Origin of the sequence: Yoonia rosea (assembly GCF_900156505.1) — a bacterium.
GTDB lineage: Bacteria > Pseudomonadota > Alphaproteobacteria > Rhodobacterales > Rhodobacteraceae > Yoonia > Yoonia rosea.
The window spans coordinates 93,608-110,751 of sequence record NZ_FTPR01000001.1 but is presented as its reverse complement, the minus strand read 5'-3'; the positions used below and the strand labels follow the sequence as shown (position 1 = coordinate 110,751).

Genomic DNA, 17,144 nt, shown 5'->3' with positions numbered 1-17,144 from the left:
TTGGGAGGACGACATGGGATATGCTGAGGTTTATGGCGCGTGGCAGAACGATCCGGAAGGTTTCTGGATGGAGCAGGCCAAATCGATTGACTGGGTCACCCCGCCTACAAAGGCACTTGATGACAGCAAGGCCCCGCTCTACCGCTGGTTTACCGACGCCGAGGTAAACACCTGCTACAACGCCGTTGACCGCCATGTAGAAAACGGGCGCGGCGCACAGACGGCTATTATCTACGACAGCCCCGTCACCCAGACCAAGCACACCATCACCTATGCGGAATTGCAGACACGCGTCGCTTCGCTTGCCGGGGCCTTGCGCGCCAAAGGCGTCGAGAAAGGTGACCGCGTCATCATCTACATGCCGATGATCCCCGAAGCGCTCGAGGCGATGCTGGCTTCTGCGCGTTTGGGCGCGATCCACTCGGTTGTATTTGGGGGCTTTGCGGCAAACGAACTGGCAGTGCGCATTGATGACGCTACCCCCAAGGCGATCATCGCAGGGTCCTGCGGGATCGAGCCCGGGCGCGTCGTGCATTACAAGCCTCTGCTGGACGGAGCCATCGAAATGGCGACGCACAAGCCCGATTTCTGCGTCATCTTTCAGCGCGAACAGGAAGTTGCCGCCCTGATCGAGGGGCGTGACTACGACTGGCACGGGTTTCAGGCCGGTGTTGAACCTGCGGAATGTGTGCCCGTCAAAGGCGATCACCCCGCCTATATCCTCTACACCTCGGGCACGACCGGCGCGCCCAAAGGGGTTGTGCGCCCTACCGCGGGCCACCTTGTGGCGCTGAACTGGACAATGAAGGCCATCTACAACGTCGATCCCGGCGATGTCTTCTGGGCTGCGTCAGATGTGGGCTGGGTCGTGGGCCATTCCTATATCTGCTACGCGCCCTTGATCCACGGCAACACTACGGTCGTTTTCGAGGGCAAGCCCGTTGGCACGCCCGACGCAGGCACCTTCTGGCGCGTCATTGAAGAGTACAACGTCAAATCCTTCTTCACCGCCCCCACCGCCTTCCGCGCGATCAAACGCGAAGACCCCAAGGGCGAGTTGATCAAGAACTACGATATCTCATGCCTGCGCGCACTTTATCTGGCAGGTGAACGGGCGGACCCTGACACGATTGAATGGGCCCAGCGCGTCATGAACGTGCCGGTCTATGATCACTGGTGGCAGACCGAAACGGGCTATACCATTGCAGGCAACCCTGCAGGGATCGAGGCGCTGCCCGTCAAGATCGGTTCGCCCACTGTCGCGATGCCTGGCTACGACGTGCAAATTCTGGACGAAGCGGGCCACCCGATGAAACCCGGCGAATTGGGTGCCATTGCTGTCAAACTGCCCCTGCCCCCGGGCACGTTGCCGACACTCTGGAACGCCGAAGAGCGGTTCGTGAAATCCTACCTGACCACCTTCCCGGGTTACTATGAAACCGGCGATGCGGGCATGATTGATGAGGACGGCTATCTCTACATCATGGCGCGCACCGATGATGTGATCAACGTAGCGGGCCACAGGCTTTCGACCGGCGCGATGGAAGAGGTGCTGGCGGGGCATCCCGACGTTGGCGAATGCGCGGTGATCGGTGTGACGGATGAGCTCAAGGGACAGCTGCCCATGGGGTTTGTCTGCCTCAACAAAGGCTGTGAAACGACGCCCGAACAGATCGTGAAAGACTGCGTCAAACGGGTGCGCGATACGATCGGCCCCGTGGCTGCGTTCAAACTGGTCGCCGTGGTAGACCGCCTGCCAAAAACACGGTCGGGCAAGATCCTGCGCGCGACAATGGTCAAGATTGCAGATGGCGCAGACTTCAAAATGCCCGCGACCATTGATGATCCGGCGATTCTGGACGAGATCAAAGAGGCATTGAAGCCGCTGGGGTATGCTGGGGGCTAGGTCGCAAATGGTGGATGGGACCGTTTCTTAGCAGGTACGCTCGTTGGTGTAGGCGGATACAACCGACATCAGTCATATCAAACCGTTAGCCACCGCTCCCGATCTTCACCCACCCTAACAATCCGCGCTCCACCGAGTTTCTTTCCCTCGGCACGCCCTATATCGCTATAAACACAACGATATACTGCAATTGCATTTTCGTCAGCGTGTGTCACGCGGACCTCGTCAACTTTCGCCCTTCGAAAGGACTTCGCAATTTCGGCAAGCGCCGCTTCGGCTGAAACGAAAGTTCCCAAATCGCGATAGATGTTTCCGCTTTGTCGGACCAAGACTGCATGCACAGCGTTGTTTCCAAGTGTCGAGATATTCGTAAGATCATTTAATGAGATAACATCGCCCTTGTTTGTGTCGATAAGCTGCTCGCCCGGAGTTGGCCCCATCAAGAGGCGAATAATCCCACCGACAGCGAGCAGGACGAGAAGAGCAACCAGTTCACCCATTTCTGGACAATGAGATGGGAAAAAAGCGTTTGACCAAATGCAAAATCGTCATCCGTCCTCTAATGCCGATGCTGATACTATTCTAAACGGTTCTCAATCTCGCATCGTAGTCATTCGACGCCCTCAAGCAAACTGTTCCCTGATCAGCCGCTCTTCCAGCCCGTGCCCCGGATCGAACAGGATCCGGTGGCGGATCGACGGTTCCGAGTGGATTTCCACACTCACCACATCGCGCACCGATTTCCCGTCGGCATCGGCCATCACGGGGCGTTTGCCCGGATCAATCACATCGAACCGCACGACAGCCCGTTTCGGCAACAGCGCCCCGCGCCAGCGGCGGGGGCGGAAGGCGGCCATGGCGGTGAGCGCCAGAACGTCCGACCCGATGGGCAGAATCGGCCCGTGGGCGGAGTAGTTATAGGCGGTCGACCCCGCAGGGGTTGCCACCAGCGCGCCGTCGCAGACAAGTTCATTCATGCGCAGCTTGCCATCCACCGTGATCCGCAGCTTTGCCGCCTGCGGACCCGCGCGCAGCAGGCTGACCTCGTTGATTGCCAGCGCCTCATGCATTGCGCCATCAACGGTCAGCGCTGTCATGGTGAGCGGGTTGATCACCTCTTCTTCGGCCTCATCCAGCCGCGTCTGCAGATCATCTGCATGATATTCATTCATCAAGAACCCGACAGTGCCGCGGTTCATCCCGTAGACAGGCACATCCAATCCCTGCGTGGCATGCAGGGTCTGGAGCATGAAACCATCCCCCCCGAGGGCAACGATCACATCCGCTTCATCCTGCGGCACGTCCCCATGCTTTGCGGCCAAAGCGCGCAAGGCGTTTTGTGCAATCGGCACGGGACTGGCGACAAAGGCGATCTTGGGGCGCGGCATGACGTAAAAACCTTTCAGTTCCGATAAGTTGTGCGGTGATCGGACCCGAAACGCAAGCCGCCGATACGAAACCCTTATTGGCGCGCTCATAAACATCTTGGTCGTTTTGATGCTTTTGGCGCGGCACGACCTAGGGTAAGAGGGCGCAAGTCTGTTATTTTTTGGCACCTTTAGGGGGGATGCACCCATGAACGTCACTGTCCGCGACAACGGATTTTTCACCGAAACACTGGAAACGCGCGATCCGGCGCTGCACGCCGCGATGCAAGCAGAGTTGAAACGCCAGCGCAAAGAGATCGAACTGATCGCGTCTGAAAACATCGTCAGCGCCGCCGTGATGGAAGCGCAAGGCGGCGTGATGACGAATAAATACGCCGAAGGCTACCCTGGCCGGCGCTATTACGGCGGCTGCGAGCACGTGGATGTGGCCGAGAACCTCGCCATTGAGCGCGCTTGCGAGCTCTTCGGTTGCAGTTTTGCTAATGTGCAGCCCAATTCCGGCTCTCAGGCTAACCAGGGTGTCTTTCAGGCGCTGATCAAGCCGGGCGACACCATCCTCGGCATGTCGCTTGATGCGGGTGGCCACCTGACACATGGTGCCAAACCCAACCAGTCAGGCAAGATTTATAACGCCATCCAGTACGGCGTGCGTCAGCAGGACAGCCTGCTGGATTATGATCAGGTACAGGAACTGGCAACCGAACATCAGCCCAAGCTGATCATCGCCGGTGGCTCGGCCATTCCGCGCATCATCGACTTTGCAAAAATGCGCGAAATCGCGGACAGCGTCGGGGCCTATCTTCTGGTGGATATGGCGCATTTCGCAGGTCTTGTGGCCGCTGGCCTCTACCCCTCGCCTTTCCCGCACGCACATGTCGCGACAACGACAACGCACAAAACCCTGCGCGGCCCTCGCGGCGGTATGATCCTGACCAATGACGAGGCACTGGCGAAGAAGTTCAACTCGGCCATATTCCCGGGCATTCAGGGCGGCCCTCTGATGCATGTGATCGCAGGCAAGGCTGTCGCCTTTGGCGAGGCACTGCGCCCTGAATTCAAGACCTATCAGGAACAGGTTGTCAAAAACGCGCAGGCGCTGGCCGACCAGTTGATGAAAGGTGGCCTCGATATCGTCACCGGCGGCACCGACACGCACCTGATGCTGGTTGATTTGCGCCCCAAAGGCGTCAAAGGCAACGCGACCGAAAAGGCATTGGAGCGCGCCCATATCACCTGCAACAAAAACGGCATCCCCTTTGATCCGGAAAGCCCGATGGTCACATCCGGTATCCGTCTGGGGTCACCCGCCGGTACGACACGCGGCTTTGGCGAACCTGAATTCCGCCAGATCGCGGACTGGATCGTGGAAGTGACCGAAGGTCTGGCCGCCAATGGTGAGGACGGCAACGGCGACGTCGAAGCCAAAGTGCGCGCCGAAGTCGAAGCGCTCTGTGACCGCTTCCCGATTTATCCGAACCTGTAAAAGATCAAGCAGCCCGGCGGCAACGCCGGGCAGCACCCCCGCTGCCTAGATAAACCCGCGCACCCACAGCACGCCAAGCAGCAAAACCCCCGTCATCAGCAATGCAAACATGACCGATGCCAGCATATTCAGCGCGGCATTGCGTCTTTGCGCGCCAATATCGACCGTCTCCAGATGGGCCAGTATATTGCGATGGGCTTTTTGGGCCTTGGCCATATCGATCATACGCGCAAGTTTGGGGTTGTCACTCAGCGCCACGGCCTGCGCCAGATAGGTGGCATCATTGCGGACGTGGCGGGGCAATTGGCGCCCTGCCCTGCGGATCTGTTTTTCCAATGTGCCCCCACGCACGCGCAGCTTGTCCTGCAACGCGGCACGCACCTCATCCACCATTTGACGCATCGTTTCTGCCATGGGGCAACCGTTAGTGCGTGTCGGAAATTTGCTCAATCCCTCTGGCACCTGATGGCGCAGACAGGTAGCGTCCGATGCATGTTGAACACGGTGACATATGACGGGCCTGCGGGCACACCTTTGCTGATCGCGCATGGGCTGTTCGGGTCCGCGCGGAACTGGGGGGTGATTGCCAAGCGGTTGGCGGCCACGCGGCCCGTGATCACCGTTGATATGCGCAATCATGCGGGCAGCGCGTGGTATGACAGCCACAGCTATCCTGATATGGCGGCCGATCTGGCCGGGGTTATCACCCAACCCACTGATGTCATGGGGCATTCCATGGGCGGCAAGGCGGCGATGGTGCTGGCGCTGACGCAGCCGGCGCTGGTGAACCGGCTGGTCGTCGCCGATATCGCGCCTGTGACCTATACCCATAGCCAGATGGGGCCGATTGCAGCGATGCGGGGTGTTGATCTGGCAGGTATCGAAAGCCGCGGGGACGCCAAGGCGCAACTGACGGGGCTGGAACCAGGGGTGGCGGAATTTCTGCTCCAAAGCCTTGATATGAAAGAGAAACGCTGGCGGCTTAATCTGGATGTACTGGCCGCCGAGATGGACAAGATCATCGGATTTCCGGATGTCTCAGGTCAATTCGACGGACCGACGCTTTTCCTGTCGGGGGCCAATTCGCCCTATGTCCAGCGCGAGGCACGGCCGCAGATCAAGGCGCTTTTCCCGGGTGCGATCTTTGCCAAAATTCCCGGCGCGGGGCACTGGCTGCATGCTGAAAAACCGCGCGAGTTCGCAGCGGCGGTCAGCGCATTTCTGGAATGAACATCCTGTACACAACGCGTACACAGCCTGTACATCCGCGATGCACTCTCTTGCCACGGCGGGGGGCGGTGCTAGGATTGCCAAAACATCACTCTCGAAGGAGCCTTCCATGACCCGTATCGCCCTGATCATCGCCATCCTTGGTCTTGCCGCTTGTGAAACCGTCCAAGGGGTTGGGCGTGATATCACCAACGCGGGCGCGGCCATCGACCGCTCGCTCTAAGGGCGGGGCAAGGGCAGCCCGCCTGCCCACTTGACAGAATTTCTGCACTGCAGCGATACTTCTGGTATTTTTATCAGGAGTATTGCTATGCCGACCCCGTTTGACATCTGGTCCCCGATTTTCCGCGCACCCTTTTCCGGTGACGTGACCCAAGAGATCACGCCGCGCTTTCTGTCCCCTGATATCAAAGGCAGCCCTGCGATCGAGGAAAAGGTCGTGCGCGAGGTCGCGAGCTACGGCAAACAACTCGGCAAAGTGCTCGAGGCCCTGCAGGCTCTCTCGGCCGCCACAGACACGCCCCTGCCCGAAATCGACGCGTTGGTAGAACAGGTGGAAGCAGCGAAAGCTGACGCGAAAGCGGCGCTGCGGGCCGAGGCCGCAGCCGCGCTCGCGCGGTTGAAGGCAGTAGATGAGGATGCGTGGCGGGAGGTGCGGGGTGGGTGAAACCCAGGCATCGTGACTTCATCCGAATGCGCGTGGGTTTCACCCACCCTACGAGTTGTTAACCATCTTTGCCGATGGTGGCACCATGTCGCGCTATCGTCGCCTTTATGTTCCGGGTGGGACCTATTTCTTTACGGTCACGCTTGCGGATCGGACCGCCACCACTTTGGTGGACGAGATTGATTTGCTGCGGTCCGTCTATGCATCCGTTACGCGTGAACATCCCATTGGCTGTGACGCTATGGTGATCTTGCCCGACCACATTCATGCAGTTTGGACGTTGCCGCCGGATGATGCGGATTTCTCGATCAGATGGAAAAAGATCAAGGCGCGGTTTTCACAGCATTGCCGCGCAACCGGCACGCCCTCGCCCAGCAAGGTTGCGCGTGGCGAAAAGGGCATCTGGCAAAGGCGGTTTTGGGAACACGCGATACGTGATGCCGATGATTTTCAGGCGCACTTGGATTATTGTCGGTGGAACCCCGTGAAACACGGTTTGGTCAACAGCCCCGAAGATTGGCCATATTCAAGTTTCCGTAGGGTGGGTGAAACCCACGCGTGAGGGGTTGTTTGTCAGGCGCATGGGTTTCACCCACCCTACGGTAATATCTTCAAGAGACCGTCTACGTCACAATGGTTTCACAGTGGCTTCGGGAATGGTACGGCGAACCTTCGAGACTATTTCATCCAGTGTTTGCCAAGCCGTAGAAGCTAGTGAATTTGCTTCCTTCGATTTTGCGCGAAGTTTATCATATTCATCTTCGGAAACATAGCGAGTCTGTTTGAATCCCGTCTTGAACTCTCCACCGAGCAGGACTGGCACAGTATTCATCGCTATTTTGTTATGCAGTTCAGATAATTCTTTAACAAGCTTTTCAAGCTGTTGATTGAGTTGTTGGTCATGAAAGAACAACACTTCCCTATCCCAACGGTCGCAGAAGTTACCGAGGTTTGTATAATATTCTGAAGAGATAAACTGCCAAAGATCAGTTTCTTTCAACAAGAACCTAAATTGTCCTGCGTGCAACTCCAAAAGCTCTCTAGCAACACGAACATCATTTTCTGTCGCCTTGGATTTCTCCACTGTCTTGAACTCCGTGAAAATCCAGAAGACGCAAGCCGTCGCAAAAGCAAACCAAGGCTCTGGGTCCGAAAGGACAGACAAATTCTCAGGCCACAATAGCCAAACCAAGGCTGCCATCGTAGTAGCACCCGCTCCGAGCCGAGCGAATGCCTGCACACGATCACCCATCCATCTTCAACGCCGAAATAAACGCTTCCTGCGGGATATCCACTTTGCCGAACTGCCGCATCTTTTTCTTACCGGCCTTCTGCTTGTCCAGCAGCTTGCGTTTGCGCGTCGCGTCGCCGCCGTAGCATTTGGCCGTCACGTCCTTGCGCAGTGCAGAGAGTGTTTCGCGGGCGATGACCTTGCCGCCGATGGCCGCCTGGATCGGGATTTTGAACATGTGGCGCGGGATCAGGTCTTTGAGCTTTTCCACCATCGCGCGGCCCCGCATCTCGGCGCGGTCGCGGTGCACCATCATGGAGAGCGCATCGACGGGTTCGTCGTTCACCAGCACCGACATTTTCACCAGATTGTCCTGCTGATAGCCTGTCATCTGGTAATCAAAAGACGCATAGCCCTTGGTCACGGATTTCAGGCGGTCGTAGAAATCAAACACCACCTCGTTCAACGGCAGATCGTAAACCACCATGGCGCGGGAGCCTGCATAGGTCAGGTCAAGCTGCACGCCGCGGCGGTCCTGGCAGAGTTTGAGCACATCGCCCAGATAATCATCGGGGACAAGGATCGTCGCCTTGATGCGCGGCTCCTCGATATGGCCCACATGGGTCAGGTCGGGCATATCGGCGGGGTTGTGCAGTTCGATCATCTCGCCGTCGCGCATATAGACGTGGTAGACCACGGAAGGCGCGGTCGTGATCAGCTCGATGTCATATTCCCGCTCGATCCGGTCGCGGATAACTTCGAGGTGCAGCAGCCCGAGGAAGCCGCAGCGGAAGCCGAAGCCGAGGGCGGCGGATGTTTCCATCTCGTGGCTGAAGGACGCGTCGTTCAGGGCGAGCTTGTCGATGGCGTCGCGCAGGTCCTCGAATTCGGAGCTGTCGACGGGGAAGAGGCCGCAGAACACCACCGGTTGTGCGGGTTTAAAGCCAGGGAGTGCTTTTTCGACGCCCTTTTTCTCGGATGTGATGGTGTCGCCGACGCGGGTGTCGCGGACCTGTTTGATCGAGCCTGTGATAAAGCCGATCTCACCGGGGCCCAGTTCGGCCACGTCCTGCATCTGGGGGCGGAAGACGCCGATCTTGTCGATGCCGTGCACAGCCCCGTTGGACATGAATTTGACGCGGTCGTTCTTTTTCATCACGCCGTCGATGATCCGCACCAGCACGATGACGCCCAGATAGCTGTCGTACCAGCTATCGACCAGCATCGCCTTCAGCGGCGCGTCGCGGTCGCCTGTGGGGGCGGGCAGCAGGTTGACGATGGCCTCTAGTGTTTCGTGGATGCCGATGCCGGTTTTCGCGCTGACGCGGATGGCGCCAGATGCATCGATGCCGATCACGTCTTCGATCTGTTCGGCGACACGGTCACATTCTGACGCGGGCAGGTCGATCTTGTTCAGGACCGGTACGATTTCGTGGTCCGCGTCGATGGCCTGATACACGTTGGCCAGCGTCTGCGCCTCGACGCCTTGGGTGCTGTCGACCACCAGAAGCGAGCCTTCGACCGCACGCATCGAGCGCGAGACCTCATAGGCGAAGTCCACGTGACCGGGGGTGTCGATCAGGTTCAAGACATATTTCTTGCCATCATCGGCGAGATAGTCGATCCGCACCGTGTTTGCCTTGATCGTGATACCGCGCTCGCGCTCGATATCCATGCTATCGAGAAGCTGCGCCTTCATATCCCGTTCAGCCACCGTATTGGTGGATTGGATCAAGCGGTCTGCAAGGGTCGATTTCCCGTGGTCGATATGGGCAACGATCGAGAAATTACGGATGTGCGAAAGGTCTGTCATAACTGGGATATGGTGGGGTTTTTGCGCCTCGTCAATGCGGATAGTGACGCAGGATGACGGTGCCGCTTGGGCCACGCGGACAACACCTGACAGATGGCTGATCTTTTTTGCGTGAGGATACGAGATTTGCACTAGAACATAGCGTGAACATTCTTGTAGCTTTGCGGAATGCCATATGAACCGGTCACGCTTGGATTGAAGTTCGCCGTTAGGGTGCATCACCTGACCGGACGTGATTTACTGGTGGTATCCTGCCCAGCCTGCCACAAGGCCTATCGGGTGGCACCCCATGTCATCTATGCGCGCTTTCACGAACATCTCCCGCTTGAGACTGTCGCCAAGGACTTTGTCTGCAAGCGCTGTGGCAACAAACGCGGGATGTCATGGTATATTGAACGGGCCACCGGGCCAGAGTTTCCCCGTTCCGCTTAAAGGAGGGAAAACAGGATGCGGTTTGATTGGTTTATGCTGTCAGGCGCTTGTCGAGCGTATCGTCCTGTGCAGGTGTGTCCTGCTTGTCGACGATTGCGTAGAGCATGTCGATTTGCTCGGACGACGTCAGGTTTTCATAGGCACGCACCATGGTGAGCAGCGGTACGATACGGCTGCGGACCGTCTCACCCAATGCGCCAACAACGATTGCTTCAATCAACTTGTCAGAACATTCCAATTCGTAGAGGTTATACACAAGAGCCGCGTAGTTGCTTTTGCTTGTCAGGCAGCTTTCAAACGCTTGGTTAATCTCTTTCACGGTCATAACGTCATCCTTTGATCAAACAGATCCAACTGGTCCTATAAGAGACGCAGACGCCCCTTATCCCTCTATGTGTCACCTTAATGGCAGCCAAGGCAAGTTGACGACGCCAAAAGACCCAAAAAAGCCACAATACTGTCGCCAATTCGTAAACTATAATTACCTTATGCAATGATTGCCAACCATCTAACGCAAAAGAAGGGCGCTATAAGGTGATTTCATGACAGGCGGCTTGGGCAGCGCACTCCGACCATAAGGTGAATCGCAAACCGCATTGGCTGCGGCACACGATCAAACGCGATACCGCTGTCGCACGCGGAAGGCGCACCAGTAAGTCGACATAATCCATTCGGACAGCACGGCACTTTCGGAGACGGCAATATGCCGACGGTTTTCCGCCCACACCTGTTTTTCTTGAGAATTCACTTGCTTTTTGAGGCGACACCCCTCACATGGGGGGTGCAGACGTTATGCAACTCGACCACTGTTTTCCCTTTCGGCTACAGTCTCTCGATCTTGACACTGACTAAGCCAAGCTGTCGCAATCTCGCGGACAGCATTGATACTAAAGGAAAAACACGATGGCTACTGGCACCGTGAAATGGTTCAACACAACTAAAGGCTTCGGCTTTATCGCACCCGATGGTGGATCTAAGGACGTTTTCGTTCACATCTCCGCTGTTGAGCGTTCGGGCATGACTGGCTTGCAGGATGACCAAAAGGTAACTTTTGACATCGAAGCTGGCCGTGATGGCCGCGAATCTGCTGTGAACCTCGCACTCGCATAAGCGAATTTTGAAAAGAAGGCTGTAGCGCGCGCCCTGGCGCGCGCTCGCCACCGATATGTACGCGAAGCGCGGACAATCACCAAGTTTTCTTGATTTTATACGTCTAATGTGGCACCATACTAGTGCAACGTTGACCTATCGACCACTGTTTCCCTTACGGCCCAGTCTCTCGATCACGTTTGACCGAGCCGGTCCGCTGCAGTCCCGCGAGCGGAGAATATAAAGGAAACAAGGACATGGCTTCAGGCACTGTCAAATGGTTCAACACCACCAAAGGTTATGGTTTCATCGCGCCCGATGGGGGCAGCAAGGACGTTTTCGTCCATATTTCAGCAGTCGAGCGGTCGGGTCTGACAGGTCTCAAGGATGACCAGAAGGTCAACTTTGACATCGAAGCAGGCCGCGATGGACGCGAAAGCGCTGTGAACCTGACGCTTGCCGACTAAAGCAGGCTGATCAGTTTTTATGTTCGGATGGGCGCCTTCGTTTGGCGCCCATTTTTGTTTGTGACGGATCGCGCTGCACTGAACGGTTAGGGGGCAGCATTGGCCAGCGCGAGCACAGAAGGCCCGATGGCGGCCGTGATGAGGGAAACGCCTTCACGGTTGGGGTGAATTCCGTCAGCTTGCAAATATGCGCGCGCGGCATCTTGCGTGCCCGCCTCTGCGCGCAATGCGCCCAGAAAGTCGGGGTAAAGGGGAACGTCGTATTTTGCGGCAAGATCAACGTACATGCCTTCGAAGTCCTGCTTGTAGTCCTGCCCATAGTTGCCCCCGACCGTCAGCCCCACCAAAAGCATTGCCACACCGGCCTCTTGCCCTGCCGCAAGAATACCATCGAGATTCGCGCGGCTGATCGCCGGATCAAGACCGCGCAGATAGTCATTACCGCCTAATGCCACGATCATCGCGTCAACCTCGGGGGTGAGTGTCCAGCCGACACGACTGAGCCCGCCTGCTGTGGTGTCACCCGATACGCCTGCGTTGATGACGTTCACATCCGCGCCCTGCTCTGTGAGCCACGTCTGCAGTTGCGGCACAAAACCCTCGGCCTGCGGCAGCCCGTAGCCTTGTGTCAGGCTGTCACCCAAGGCCGCGATTGTGACAGTCTCTGCCTGTGCCAGCGTTGTGGTCAGCAAAACCGCCGCGAGAAGGTTGCTGCAGCGCGAAACGGCCCCATATGCAAAGGCATTGATCCGACATAAGGCGCCCATGATGACCGATCCTGTTCTCTCCATTTCCCATGCGAACCTGTCGCTGGACGGAAACGCAGGCCGCGTCGACATTCTGCATGACATCTCGCTTGAGGTGGCCAGCGGCGAGACGCTGGGTTTGGTGGGGCCAAGTGGGTCGGGCAAGTCATCGCTCCTTATGTTGATGGGCGGGCTGGAACAGGCGTCATCGGGCGTCATCACGGCCTTGGGGCAGGACCTGACGGCGATGAACGAAGACCAGCTTGCCCTCTTTCGTAGGGATCATATGGGGGTGGTGTTCCAATCTTTCCACCTGATCCCGACGATGACGGCGCTTGAAAATGTCGCAACCCCGCTGGAATTGGCCGGCGCGAAGGACGCATTTGCACGGGCGGCCGCCGAGTTAGAGGCTGTCGGGCTTAGCAATCGCATGGATCACTACCCCAACCAGATGTCGGGCGGTGAGCAGCAGCGGGTGGCTCTGGCGCGCGCCTCGGCCCCGCGCCCCAAGATTTTGCTGGCGGATGAGCCGACGGGCAATCTGGATGAAACGAACGGCGCTGCCATTATCAATCTGCTGTTTGATCTGCGGGACCGCCACGGGGCAACCTTGATTTTGGTGACACACGCCAATGAACTGGCCGCACGCTGTGACCGTGTGATCCGTCTGCGTGACGGGCGCATCGACAGCCCTGTCGCAAAGGCTGCGGAATGAGCCTTGCAATTGCATCACGGTTTGCCGCGCGCGAATTGCGCGGCGGCTTGCGCGGTTTTCGTGTGCTTCTGGCCTGTCTGGCACTGGGTGTCGCGGCAATCGCGGCTGTTGGCACCGTGCGTGCAGGCATTGAGGCGGGGTTGGCGCGGGATGGTGCGGCGCTCTTGGGCGGCGATGCCGAAGTCGAGTTTACCTATCGGTTCGCGCGCGCGGACGAACTGGGCTGGCTGAACAGCATTGCGACGCGCGTGTCGGAAACGGTTGATTTCCGCTCGATGGCGGTGGTGGAACGCGGTGGCGCGGCAGAGCGCGGGCTCACGCAAATTCGTGCGGTTGATGATCTCTATCCGTTGATTGGTCAGGTGACGCTTGATCCGCCGATCCCGCTGGCAGAAGCGCTGGCCGATCATGGCGGGGTTATGGAACGGGTGCTGGCCGATAGGCTGGCACTGGCCCCTGGTGATCGTTTCAGGTTGGGCGAACAGGATTTTACCCTACGAGCCATTCTGGATCGCTATCCGGATAATGCCGCGGGTGGTTTTGGCCTAGGGCCGCGCACGATTGTAAAGACTGCCGATCTGGCAAACTCGGGTCTGATCGTCGAGGGGACGTTGTTTTCCACGCAATACCGGCTGGATTTGCCCGAGGGCGCAGACCTGCAAGCACTGGAAGACAGCGCCGAGGCGCAGTTTCGCGACAGTGGTTTGCGCTGGCGCGATAGCCGCCGTGGTGCGGGCGGTGTCGCGCAATTCGTGGACCGGATCGGCGCGTTTCTGATCCTTGTGGGCCTATCCGGTCTGGCAGTTGGCGGCGTGGGTGTGTCGGCAGCGGTGCGGGCCTATCTGGCAGGCAAGACACAAGTCATTGCCACGCTGAAAACGTTGGGCGCGACCCGTAAGGTGATCTTTCAGACCTATTTCATACAGATTGGTGTGTTGACCCTTGCAGGCGTGTTTCTGGGGCTGGTGATTGGCGCGGGATTACCGGTGCTGCTTGCCCCCGTGATTGAGGCACAATTGCCCATTCCGGCGGTCTTTGCCGTTTATCCGGCACCGCTTTTCGAGGCAGCGGTCTACGGCCTGCTGGCCGCACTGATCTTTACCCTTTGGCCACTGGCCAAGACCGAGGATATTCGGGCTGCAACCCTGTTTCGTGATGCCTTTGCTGCCAGTGCCACCCTGCCCGCACGGCGCTATCTGGTGGCAATTGCCGTGTTACTGGCCGGATTGATCGGGGCTGCGATCCTGTTTTCCGGCACCGTGTTCCTGACGCTCTGGACCGCTGGCGGAATTGCGGGCGCGCTGGCCATTCTGGTGCTTGCCGCTATCGCCATCCGCTGGATTGCGCGGCGGTTTCGCAAACCGACACGCGGGCGCCCTGCCCTGCGTCTGGCCTTTGGTGCGATTGGTGCGCGGGGGGGTGAGGCGACATCGGTCGTCCTGTCACTGGGGCTGGGCCTGACGGTGCTGGCGGCGGTCGGCCAGATTGACGGGAACCTGCGCACATCGTTTTCGGATGATCTGCCTGCCGTGGCACCCAGCTATTTCTTTGTGGATATTCAGCCTGACCAGATCGAAGGTTTTGGTGCGCGGCTTGATGCGGATGATGCCGTGAGCCGGTATGACACAGCACCGATGCTGCGCGGAATTATTACGCAGATCAATGGCCGCCCCGCGGAAGAAGTGGCCGGCGGTCACTGGGTCGTGCGCGGGGACCGCGGGATCACCTATGCTGACGCGCAGCCCAGTGGCACCGAGATCACCGCAGGGGAATGGTGGCCTGAAGGCTACGACGGGCCACCCCAGATCAGCTTTGCCGCCGAAGAAGCGGCAGAGATCGGCCTGCAACTGGGCGACATGATGACTGTAAATATTCTGGGCCGTGACATCACCGGCGAAGTGACGAGTTTTCGCAATGTCAGTTGGGAAGATGCAGGGATCGGCTTTGTGCTCGCAATGAACCAGGGCGCCCTGGCGGGGGCACCCCATAGCTGGATTTCGACCGTTTATGCCACCCCCGATGCCGAGGCCGCGATTCTGCGCGATCTGGCAACGGCCTATCCCAATATTACTGCGATCCGTATTCGTGATGCCATTGATCAGGTGATCGAACTGGTCGGCGGTATCTCGGCTGCGACACGCTATGGCGCGTTGATCACGCTTGTCACAGGGTTTCTGGTGCTGATCGGGGCTGCGGCGGCCGGTGAGCGGGCGCGGACCTTTGAAGCGGCGGTGCTGAAAACGCTGGGCGCCTCGCGCGGGCGGATCATGCTGAGCTTTGCCTTGCGTGCGGCAATGCTCGGGTTTGCGGCAGGAAGCGTGGCACTTGGCGCGGGTATTCTGGGCGGCTGGGCTGTTTCGACCTTTATCATGGACACAAGCTATACCGTGATCTGGTCCAATGCCTTGCTGATTATCGGAGGTGGCGTTCTGGCATCGCTGCTGGCGGGGCTGGCCTTTGCGTGGGGCCCACTTGCAGCGAAACCGGCGCAAGTGCTACGGGCGCGCGAATAACGCCGATCACGCCGCGTGAGAGCGTGGGCGAGCGCGGCCCCCCGCCGAAAGGCGCAGGGGCCTTTGCACGCTATGCGTTATCCAGCGACGGGGCTTTTTGCAAAAGCGGCATGACGTCGGCCATTTCAGGACCGCGTGCGCGGCCGGTGACGGCTTTGCGCAGGGGCATGAAAAGGGTTTTGCCCTTGCGGCCTGTGGCCTCTTTCACAGCAGTGGTCCACGTGCCCCATGTCTCTGCGGTATAGGGCATCGGCGGCAACATAGCGAAAGCCTGCGCCACGAAATCGCGGTCTTCGTCATCAACCAGCGGCGTCGCACCATCGCGCATCAGTGCCCACCAGTCGGCAACTTCGTCCAGACTGTTGATGTTGTCGCGCACAAGCAGCCAGAACGGATCAGCCAGATCGGCAGGCACGCCAGCCGATGTCAAGACATCGGCCACATCGCCGGACCCGAGCGTCGCCAGATGCCGCGCGGTGAGCGGGATCAGATCTGCTGCGTCGAATTTGGTGGGGGCAGAGCCGAATTTCGACAGATCGAAATGCGCCACGACCTCATCGATATTGGCGCGCAGCTCCACAGGCTCGGACGAGCCGAGACGCGCCATCAGCGACAGGATCGCTTGTGGCGCGATGCCTTGTTTGCGCAGGTCACGCAATGCCAGTGTACCAAGGCGTTTGGAGAGCGCCTCGCCTTGCGGGCCGGTCAGGAGCGAATGGTGCGCAAATGTCGGCACCGCGCCGCCCAGTGCTTCGATCATCTGGATCTGGGTGGCCGTGTTTGTGACGTGGTCGGAGCCGCGCACGATATCGGTGATGCCCATTTCGGTATCATCGACCACCGAAGCCAGCGTGTAGAGGATCTGGCCGTCGTTCTTGAAAAGCACAGGATCGCTGACCGAGGCCGCGTCGATCGAGATGTCGCCGATAATACCGTCGGTCCATTCGATGCGTTTGTGATCAAGTTTGAAGCGCCAATGCGAGCCGCGTTCAGCGCGCAGTGTGTTTTTTTCATCCTCCGAGAGCGCCAAGGCCGCACGGTCATAGACCGGGGGTTTGCCCATGTTGAGCTGCTTTTTGCGCTTGAGGTCGAGCTCGGTCGGCGTCTCGAAGCATTCATAGAGCCGCCCCATGTCGATCAGTTTCTGCTTGGCTGCCAGATAGTTTTCCATGCGCGCGGATTGATGTTCCACGCGGTCCCAGGTGAAACCGAGCCATGTCAGGTCTTCTTTCAGGCCCTCCACATATTCGGGCTTGGAGCGTTCGCCATCGGTGTCGTCAATGCGCAGGATGAAGGTGCCCCCGTTCTGGCGGGCAATCGCATAGTTGAAAAGTGCGGCGCGCAGGTTGCCGATATGGATCCAACCGGTGGGTGATGGGGCGAATCTGGTTGTGGTCATGGGTGCATCTCCTGTTGGGGGGCTTTGACCATGAGATGCGCGTGATGTCCAGTTGAGGGGTGGTT

At 58.5% G+C, this 17,144-nt stretch carries 19 protein-coding genes; 11 read left to right on the top strand and 8 right to left on the bottom strand.

Features of this window, described 5'->3' with window-relative positions; all coding sequences use genetic code 11:
• Positions 1–13: 13 nt before the first annotated feature.
• Complete coding sequence (gene prpE, locus B0B09_RS00540) at positions 14–1,906, top strand: propionate-CoA ligase PrpE (protein WP_076657914.1); 1,893 nt, start codon at positions 14–16, stop codon at positions 1,904–1,906.
• A 77-nt stretch (positions 1,907–1,983) separates the two neighbouring features.
• On the opposite strand, the gene B0B09_RS00535 is transcribed toward prpE, so the two are convergent.
• Complete coding sequence (locus B0B09_RS00535) at positions 1,984–2,406, bottom strand: hypothetical protein (protein ID WP_076657913.1); 423 nt, start codon at positions 2,404–2,406, stop codon at positions 1,984–1,986.
• A 123-nt stretch (positions 2,407–2,529) separates the two neighbouring features.
• Positions 2,530–3,294 (bottom strand): NAD kinase, encoded by a 765-nt coding sequence (locus tag B0B09_RS00530; protein WP_055291939.1) that lies wholly within the window; start codon positions 3,292–3,294, stop codon positions 2,530–2,532.
• 187 nt (positions 3,295–3,481) lie between these two features.
• Between B0B09_RS00530 and glyA the strand changes: the two genes are divergently transcribed.
• The gene (gene glyA, locus B0B09_RS00525) at positions 3,482–4,777 is read left to right on the top strand and encodes a serine hydroxymethyltransferase (protein ID WP_055291937.1); all 1,296 of its coding nucleotides are present in this window, start codon (positions 3,482–3,484) and stop codon (positions 4,775–4,777) included.
• A 45-nt stretch (positions 4,778–4,822) separates the two neighbouring features.
• Here the strand turns inward: glyA and B0B09_RS00520 are convergent, their stop codons facing one another.
• The gene (locus tag B0B09_RS00520) at positions 4,823–5,191 is read right to left on the bottom strand and encodes a hypothetical protein (RefSeq protein ID WP_076657912.1); all 369 of its coding nucleotides are present in this window, start codon (positions 5,189–5,191) and stop codon (positions 4,823–4,825) included.
• 78 nt (positions 5,192–5,269) lie between these two features.
• On the opposite strand from B0B09_RS00520, the gene B0B09_RS00515 reads away from it, so the two are divergent.
• The 4 genes from B0B09_RS00515 (at position 5,270) to B0B09_RS00500 (ending at position 7,236) form a co-directional block, all read left to right on the top strand.
• Entirely contained in the window at positions 5,270–6,007 is a 738-nt protein-coding gene (locus tag B0B09_RS00515) for an alpha/beta fold hydrolase (RefSeq protein ID WP_076657911.1), read from the top strand.
• Between the two features lie 109 nt (positions 6,008–6,116).
• Complete coding sequence (locus B0B09_RS00510; RefSeq protein ID WP_055291933.1) at positions 6,117–6,230, top strand: entericidin A/B family lipoprotein; 114 nt, start codon at positions 6,117–6,119, stop codon at positions 6,228–6,230.
• Between the two features lie 87 nt (positions 6,231–6,317).
• Positions 6,318–6,674 (top strand): hypothetical protein, encoded by a 357-nt coding sequence (locus B0B09_RS00505; RefSeq protein ID WP_076657910.1) that lies wholly within the window; start codon positions 6,318–6,320, stop codon positions 6,672–6,674.
• 85 nt (positions 6,675–6,759) lie between these two features.
• On the top strand, positions 6,760–7,236 hold the full coding sequence (locus tag B0B09_RS00500) for an REP-associated tyrosine transposase (protein WP_076659711.1): 477 nt from the start codon (positions 6,760–6,762) through the stop codon (positions 7,234–7,236).
• A 66-nt stretch (positions 7,237–7,302) separates the two neighbouring features.
• Here B0B09_RS00500 and B0B09_RS00495 read toward each other — a convergent pair whose 3' ends face one another.
• Both B0B09_RS00495 and lepA read right to left on the bottom strand, forming a co-directional pair.
• On the bottom strand, positions 7,303–7,926 hold the full coding sequence (locus B0B09_RS00495) for a hypothetical protein (protein ID WP_076657909.1): 624 nt from the start codon (positions 7,924–7,926) through the stop codon (positions 7,303–7,305).
• Positions 7,919–9,718, bottom strand: a complete 1,800-nt coding sequence (gene lepA, locus B0B09_RS00490) for a translation elongation factor 4 (protein WP_076659709.1) — start codon at positions 9,716–9,718, stop codon at positions 7,919–7,921. The genes B0B09_RS00495 and lepA overlap by 8 nt, the downstream gene beginning before the upstream one ends.
• Positions 9,719–9,913: 195 nt before the next feature.
• Here lepA and B0B09_RS17820 point away from each other — a divergent pair, with 195 nt between their 5' ends.
• On the top strand, positions 9,914–10,150 hold the full coding sequence (locus B0B09_RS17820; RefSeq protein WP_165689271.1) for a hypothetical protein: 237 nt from the start codon (positions 9,914–9,916) through the stop codon (positions 10,148–10,150).
• A 31-nt stretch (positions 10,151–10,181) separates the two neighbouring features.
• Here B0B09_RS17820 and B0B09_RS00485 read toward each other — a convergent pair whose 3' ends face one another.
• Positions 10,182–10,475 carry a hypothetical protein gene (locus B0B09_RS00485; protein WP_076657908.1) on the bottom strand — a complete coding sequence of 98 codons (294 nt, stop codon included), beginning with the start codon at positions 10,473–10,475 and terminating at the stop codon, positions 10,182–10,184.
• A gap of 578 nt (positions 10,476–11,053) precedes the next feature.
• Between B0B09_RS00485 and B0B09_RS00480 the strand changes: the two genes are divergently transcribed.
• Both B0B09_RS00480 and B0B09_RS00475 read left to right on the top strand, forming a co-directional pair.
• Entirely contained in the window at positions 11,054–11,260 is a 207-nt protein-coding gene (locus B0B09_RS00480; RefSeq protein ID WP_055291918.1) for a cold-shock protein, read from the top strand.
• A 236-nt stretch (positions 11,261–11,496) separates the two neighbouring features.
• Complete coding sequence (locus B0B09_RS00475; RefSeq protein ID WP_055291916.1) at positions 11,497–11,706, top strand: cold-shock protein; 210 nt, start codon at positions 11,497–11,499, stop codon at positions 11,704–11,706.
• A gap of 86 nt (positions 11,707–11,792) precedes the next feature.
• Here the strand turns inward: B0B09_RS00475 and B0B09_RS00470 are convergent, their stop codons facing one another.
• Positions 11,793–12,473, bottom strand: a complete 681-nt coding sequence (locus tag B0B09_RS00470) for an arylesterase (RefSeq protein ID WP_082436202.1) — start codon at positions 12,471–12,473, stop codon at positions 11,793–11,795.
• A 1-nt stretch (position 12,474) separates the two neighbouring features.
• Between B0B09_RS00470 and B0B09_RS00465 the strand changes: the two genes are divergently transcribed.
• Together B0B09_RS00465 and B0B09_RS00460 are read left to right on the top strand one after the other, a co-directional pair.
• Complete coding sequence (locus B0B09_RS00465) at positions 12,475–13,167, top strand: ABC transporter ATP-binding protein (RefSeq protein ID WP_076659708.1); 693 nt, start codon at positions 12,475–12,477, stop codon at positions 13,165–13,167.
• Positions 13,164–15,680 carry an ABC transporter permease gene (locus B0B09_RS00460; protein ID WP_076657907.1) on the top strand — a complete coding sequence of 839 codons (2,517 nt, stop codon included), beginning with the start codon at positions 13,164–13,166 and terminating at the stop codon, positions 15,678–15,680. The genes B0B09_RS00465 and B0B09_RS00460 overlap by 4 nt, the downstream gene beginning before the upstream one ends.
• Before the next feature lie 70 nt (positions 15,681–15,750).
• On the opposite strand, the gene gltX is transcribed toward B0B09_RS00460, so the two are convergent.
• Positions 15,751–17,079: a glutamate--tRNA ligase gene (gene gltX / locus B0B09_RS00455; RefSeq protein WP_076657906.1), complete on the bottom strand. Its 1,329-nt coding sequence runs from the start codon at positions 17,077–17,079 to the stop codon at positions 15,751–15,753.
• Between the last annotated feature and the right edge of the window lie 65 nt (positions 17,080–17,144).

What these genes read in the sequence shown, in the direction of transcription:
- B0B09_RS00530 (WP_055291939.1), bottom strand. Translation starts at nt 3,294, where the DNA reads ATGCCGCGCCCCAAGATCGCCTTTGTCGCCAGTCCCGTGCCGATTGCA.
- B0B09_RS00470 (WP_082436202.1), bottom strand. Translation starts at nt 12,473, where the DNA reads ATGGGCGCCTTATGTCGGATCAATGCCTTTGCATATGGGGCCGTTTCG.
- B0B09_RS00480 (WP_055291918.1), top strand. Translation starts at nt 11,054, where the DNA reads ATGGCTACTGGCACCGTGAAATGGTTCAACACAACTAAAGGCTTCGGC.
- B0B09_RS00500 (WP_076659711.1), top strand. Translation starts at nt 6,760, where the DNA reads ATGTCGCGCTATCGTCGCCTTTATGTTCCGGGTGGGACCTATTTCTTT.
- B0B09_RS00485 (WP_076657908.1), bottom strand. Translation starts at nt 10,475, where the DNA reads ATGACCGTGAAAGAGATTAACCAAGCGTTTGAAAGCTGCCTGACAAGC.
- lepA (WP_076659709.1), bottom strand. Translation starts at nt 9,718, where the DNA reads ATGACAGACCTTTCGCACATCCGTAATTTCTCGATCGTTGCCCATATC.
- B0B09_RS00460 (WP_076657907.1), top strand. Translation starts at nt 13,164, where the DNA reads ATGAGCCTTGCAATTGCATCACGGTTTGCCGCGCGCGAATTGCGCGGC.
- B0B09_RS00465 (WP_076659708.1), top strand. Translation starts at nt 12,475, where the DNA reads ATGACCGATCCTGTTCTCTCCATTTCCCATGCGAACCTGTCGCTGGAC.
- prpE (WP_076657914.1), top strand. Translation starts at nt 14, where the DNA reads ATGGGATATGCTGAGGTTTATGGCGCGTGGCAGAACGATCCGGAAGGT.
- gltX (WP_076657906.1), bottom strand. Translation starts at nt 17,079, where the DNA reads ATGACCACAACCAGATTCGCCCCATCACCCACCGGTTGGATCCATATC.
- B0B09_RS00505 (WP_076657910.1), top strand. Translation starts at nt 6,318, where the DNA reads ATGCCGACCCCGTTTGACATCTGGTCCCCGATTTTCCGCGCACCCTTT.
- glyA (WP_055291937.1), top strand. Translation starts at nt 3,482, where the DNA reads ATGAACGTCACTGTCCGCGACAACGGATTTTTCACCGAAACACTGGAA.
- B0B09_RS00475 (WP_055291916.1), top strand. Translation starts at nt 11,497, where the DNA reads ATGGCTTCAGGCACTGTCAAATGGTTCAACACCACCAAAGGTTATGGT.
- B0B09_RS00535 (WP_076657913.1), bottom strand. Translation starts at nt 2,406, where the DNA reads ATGGGTGAACTGGTTGCTCTTCTCGTCCTGCTCGCTGTCGGTGGGATT.
- B0B09_RS00515 (WP_076657911.1), top strand. Translation starts at nt 5,270, where the DNA reads ATGTTGAACACGGTGACATATGACGGGCCTGCGGGCACACCTTTGCTG.
- B0B09_RS00520 (WP_076657912.1), bottom strand. Translation starts at nt 5,191, where the DNA reads ATGGCAGAAACGATGCGTCAAATGGTGGATGAGGTGCGTGCCGCGTTG.
- B0B09_RS00495 (WP_076657909.1), bottom strand. Translation starts at nt 7,926, where the DNA reads ATGGGTGATCGTGTGCAGGCATTCGCTCGGCTCGGAGCGGGTGCTACT.
- B0B09_RS00510 (WP_055291933.1), top strand. Translation starts at nt 6,117, where the DNA reads ATGACCCGTATCGCCCTGATCATCGCCATCCTTGGTCTTGCCGCTTGT.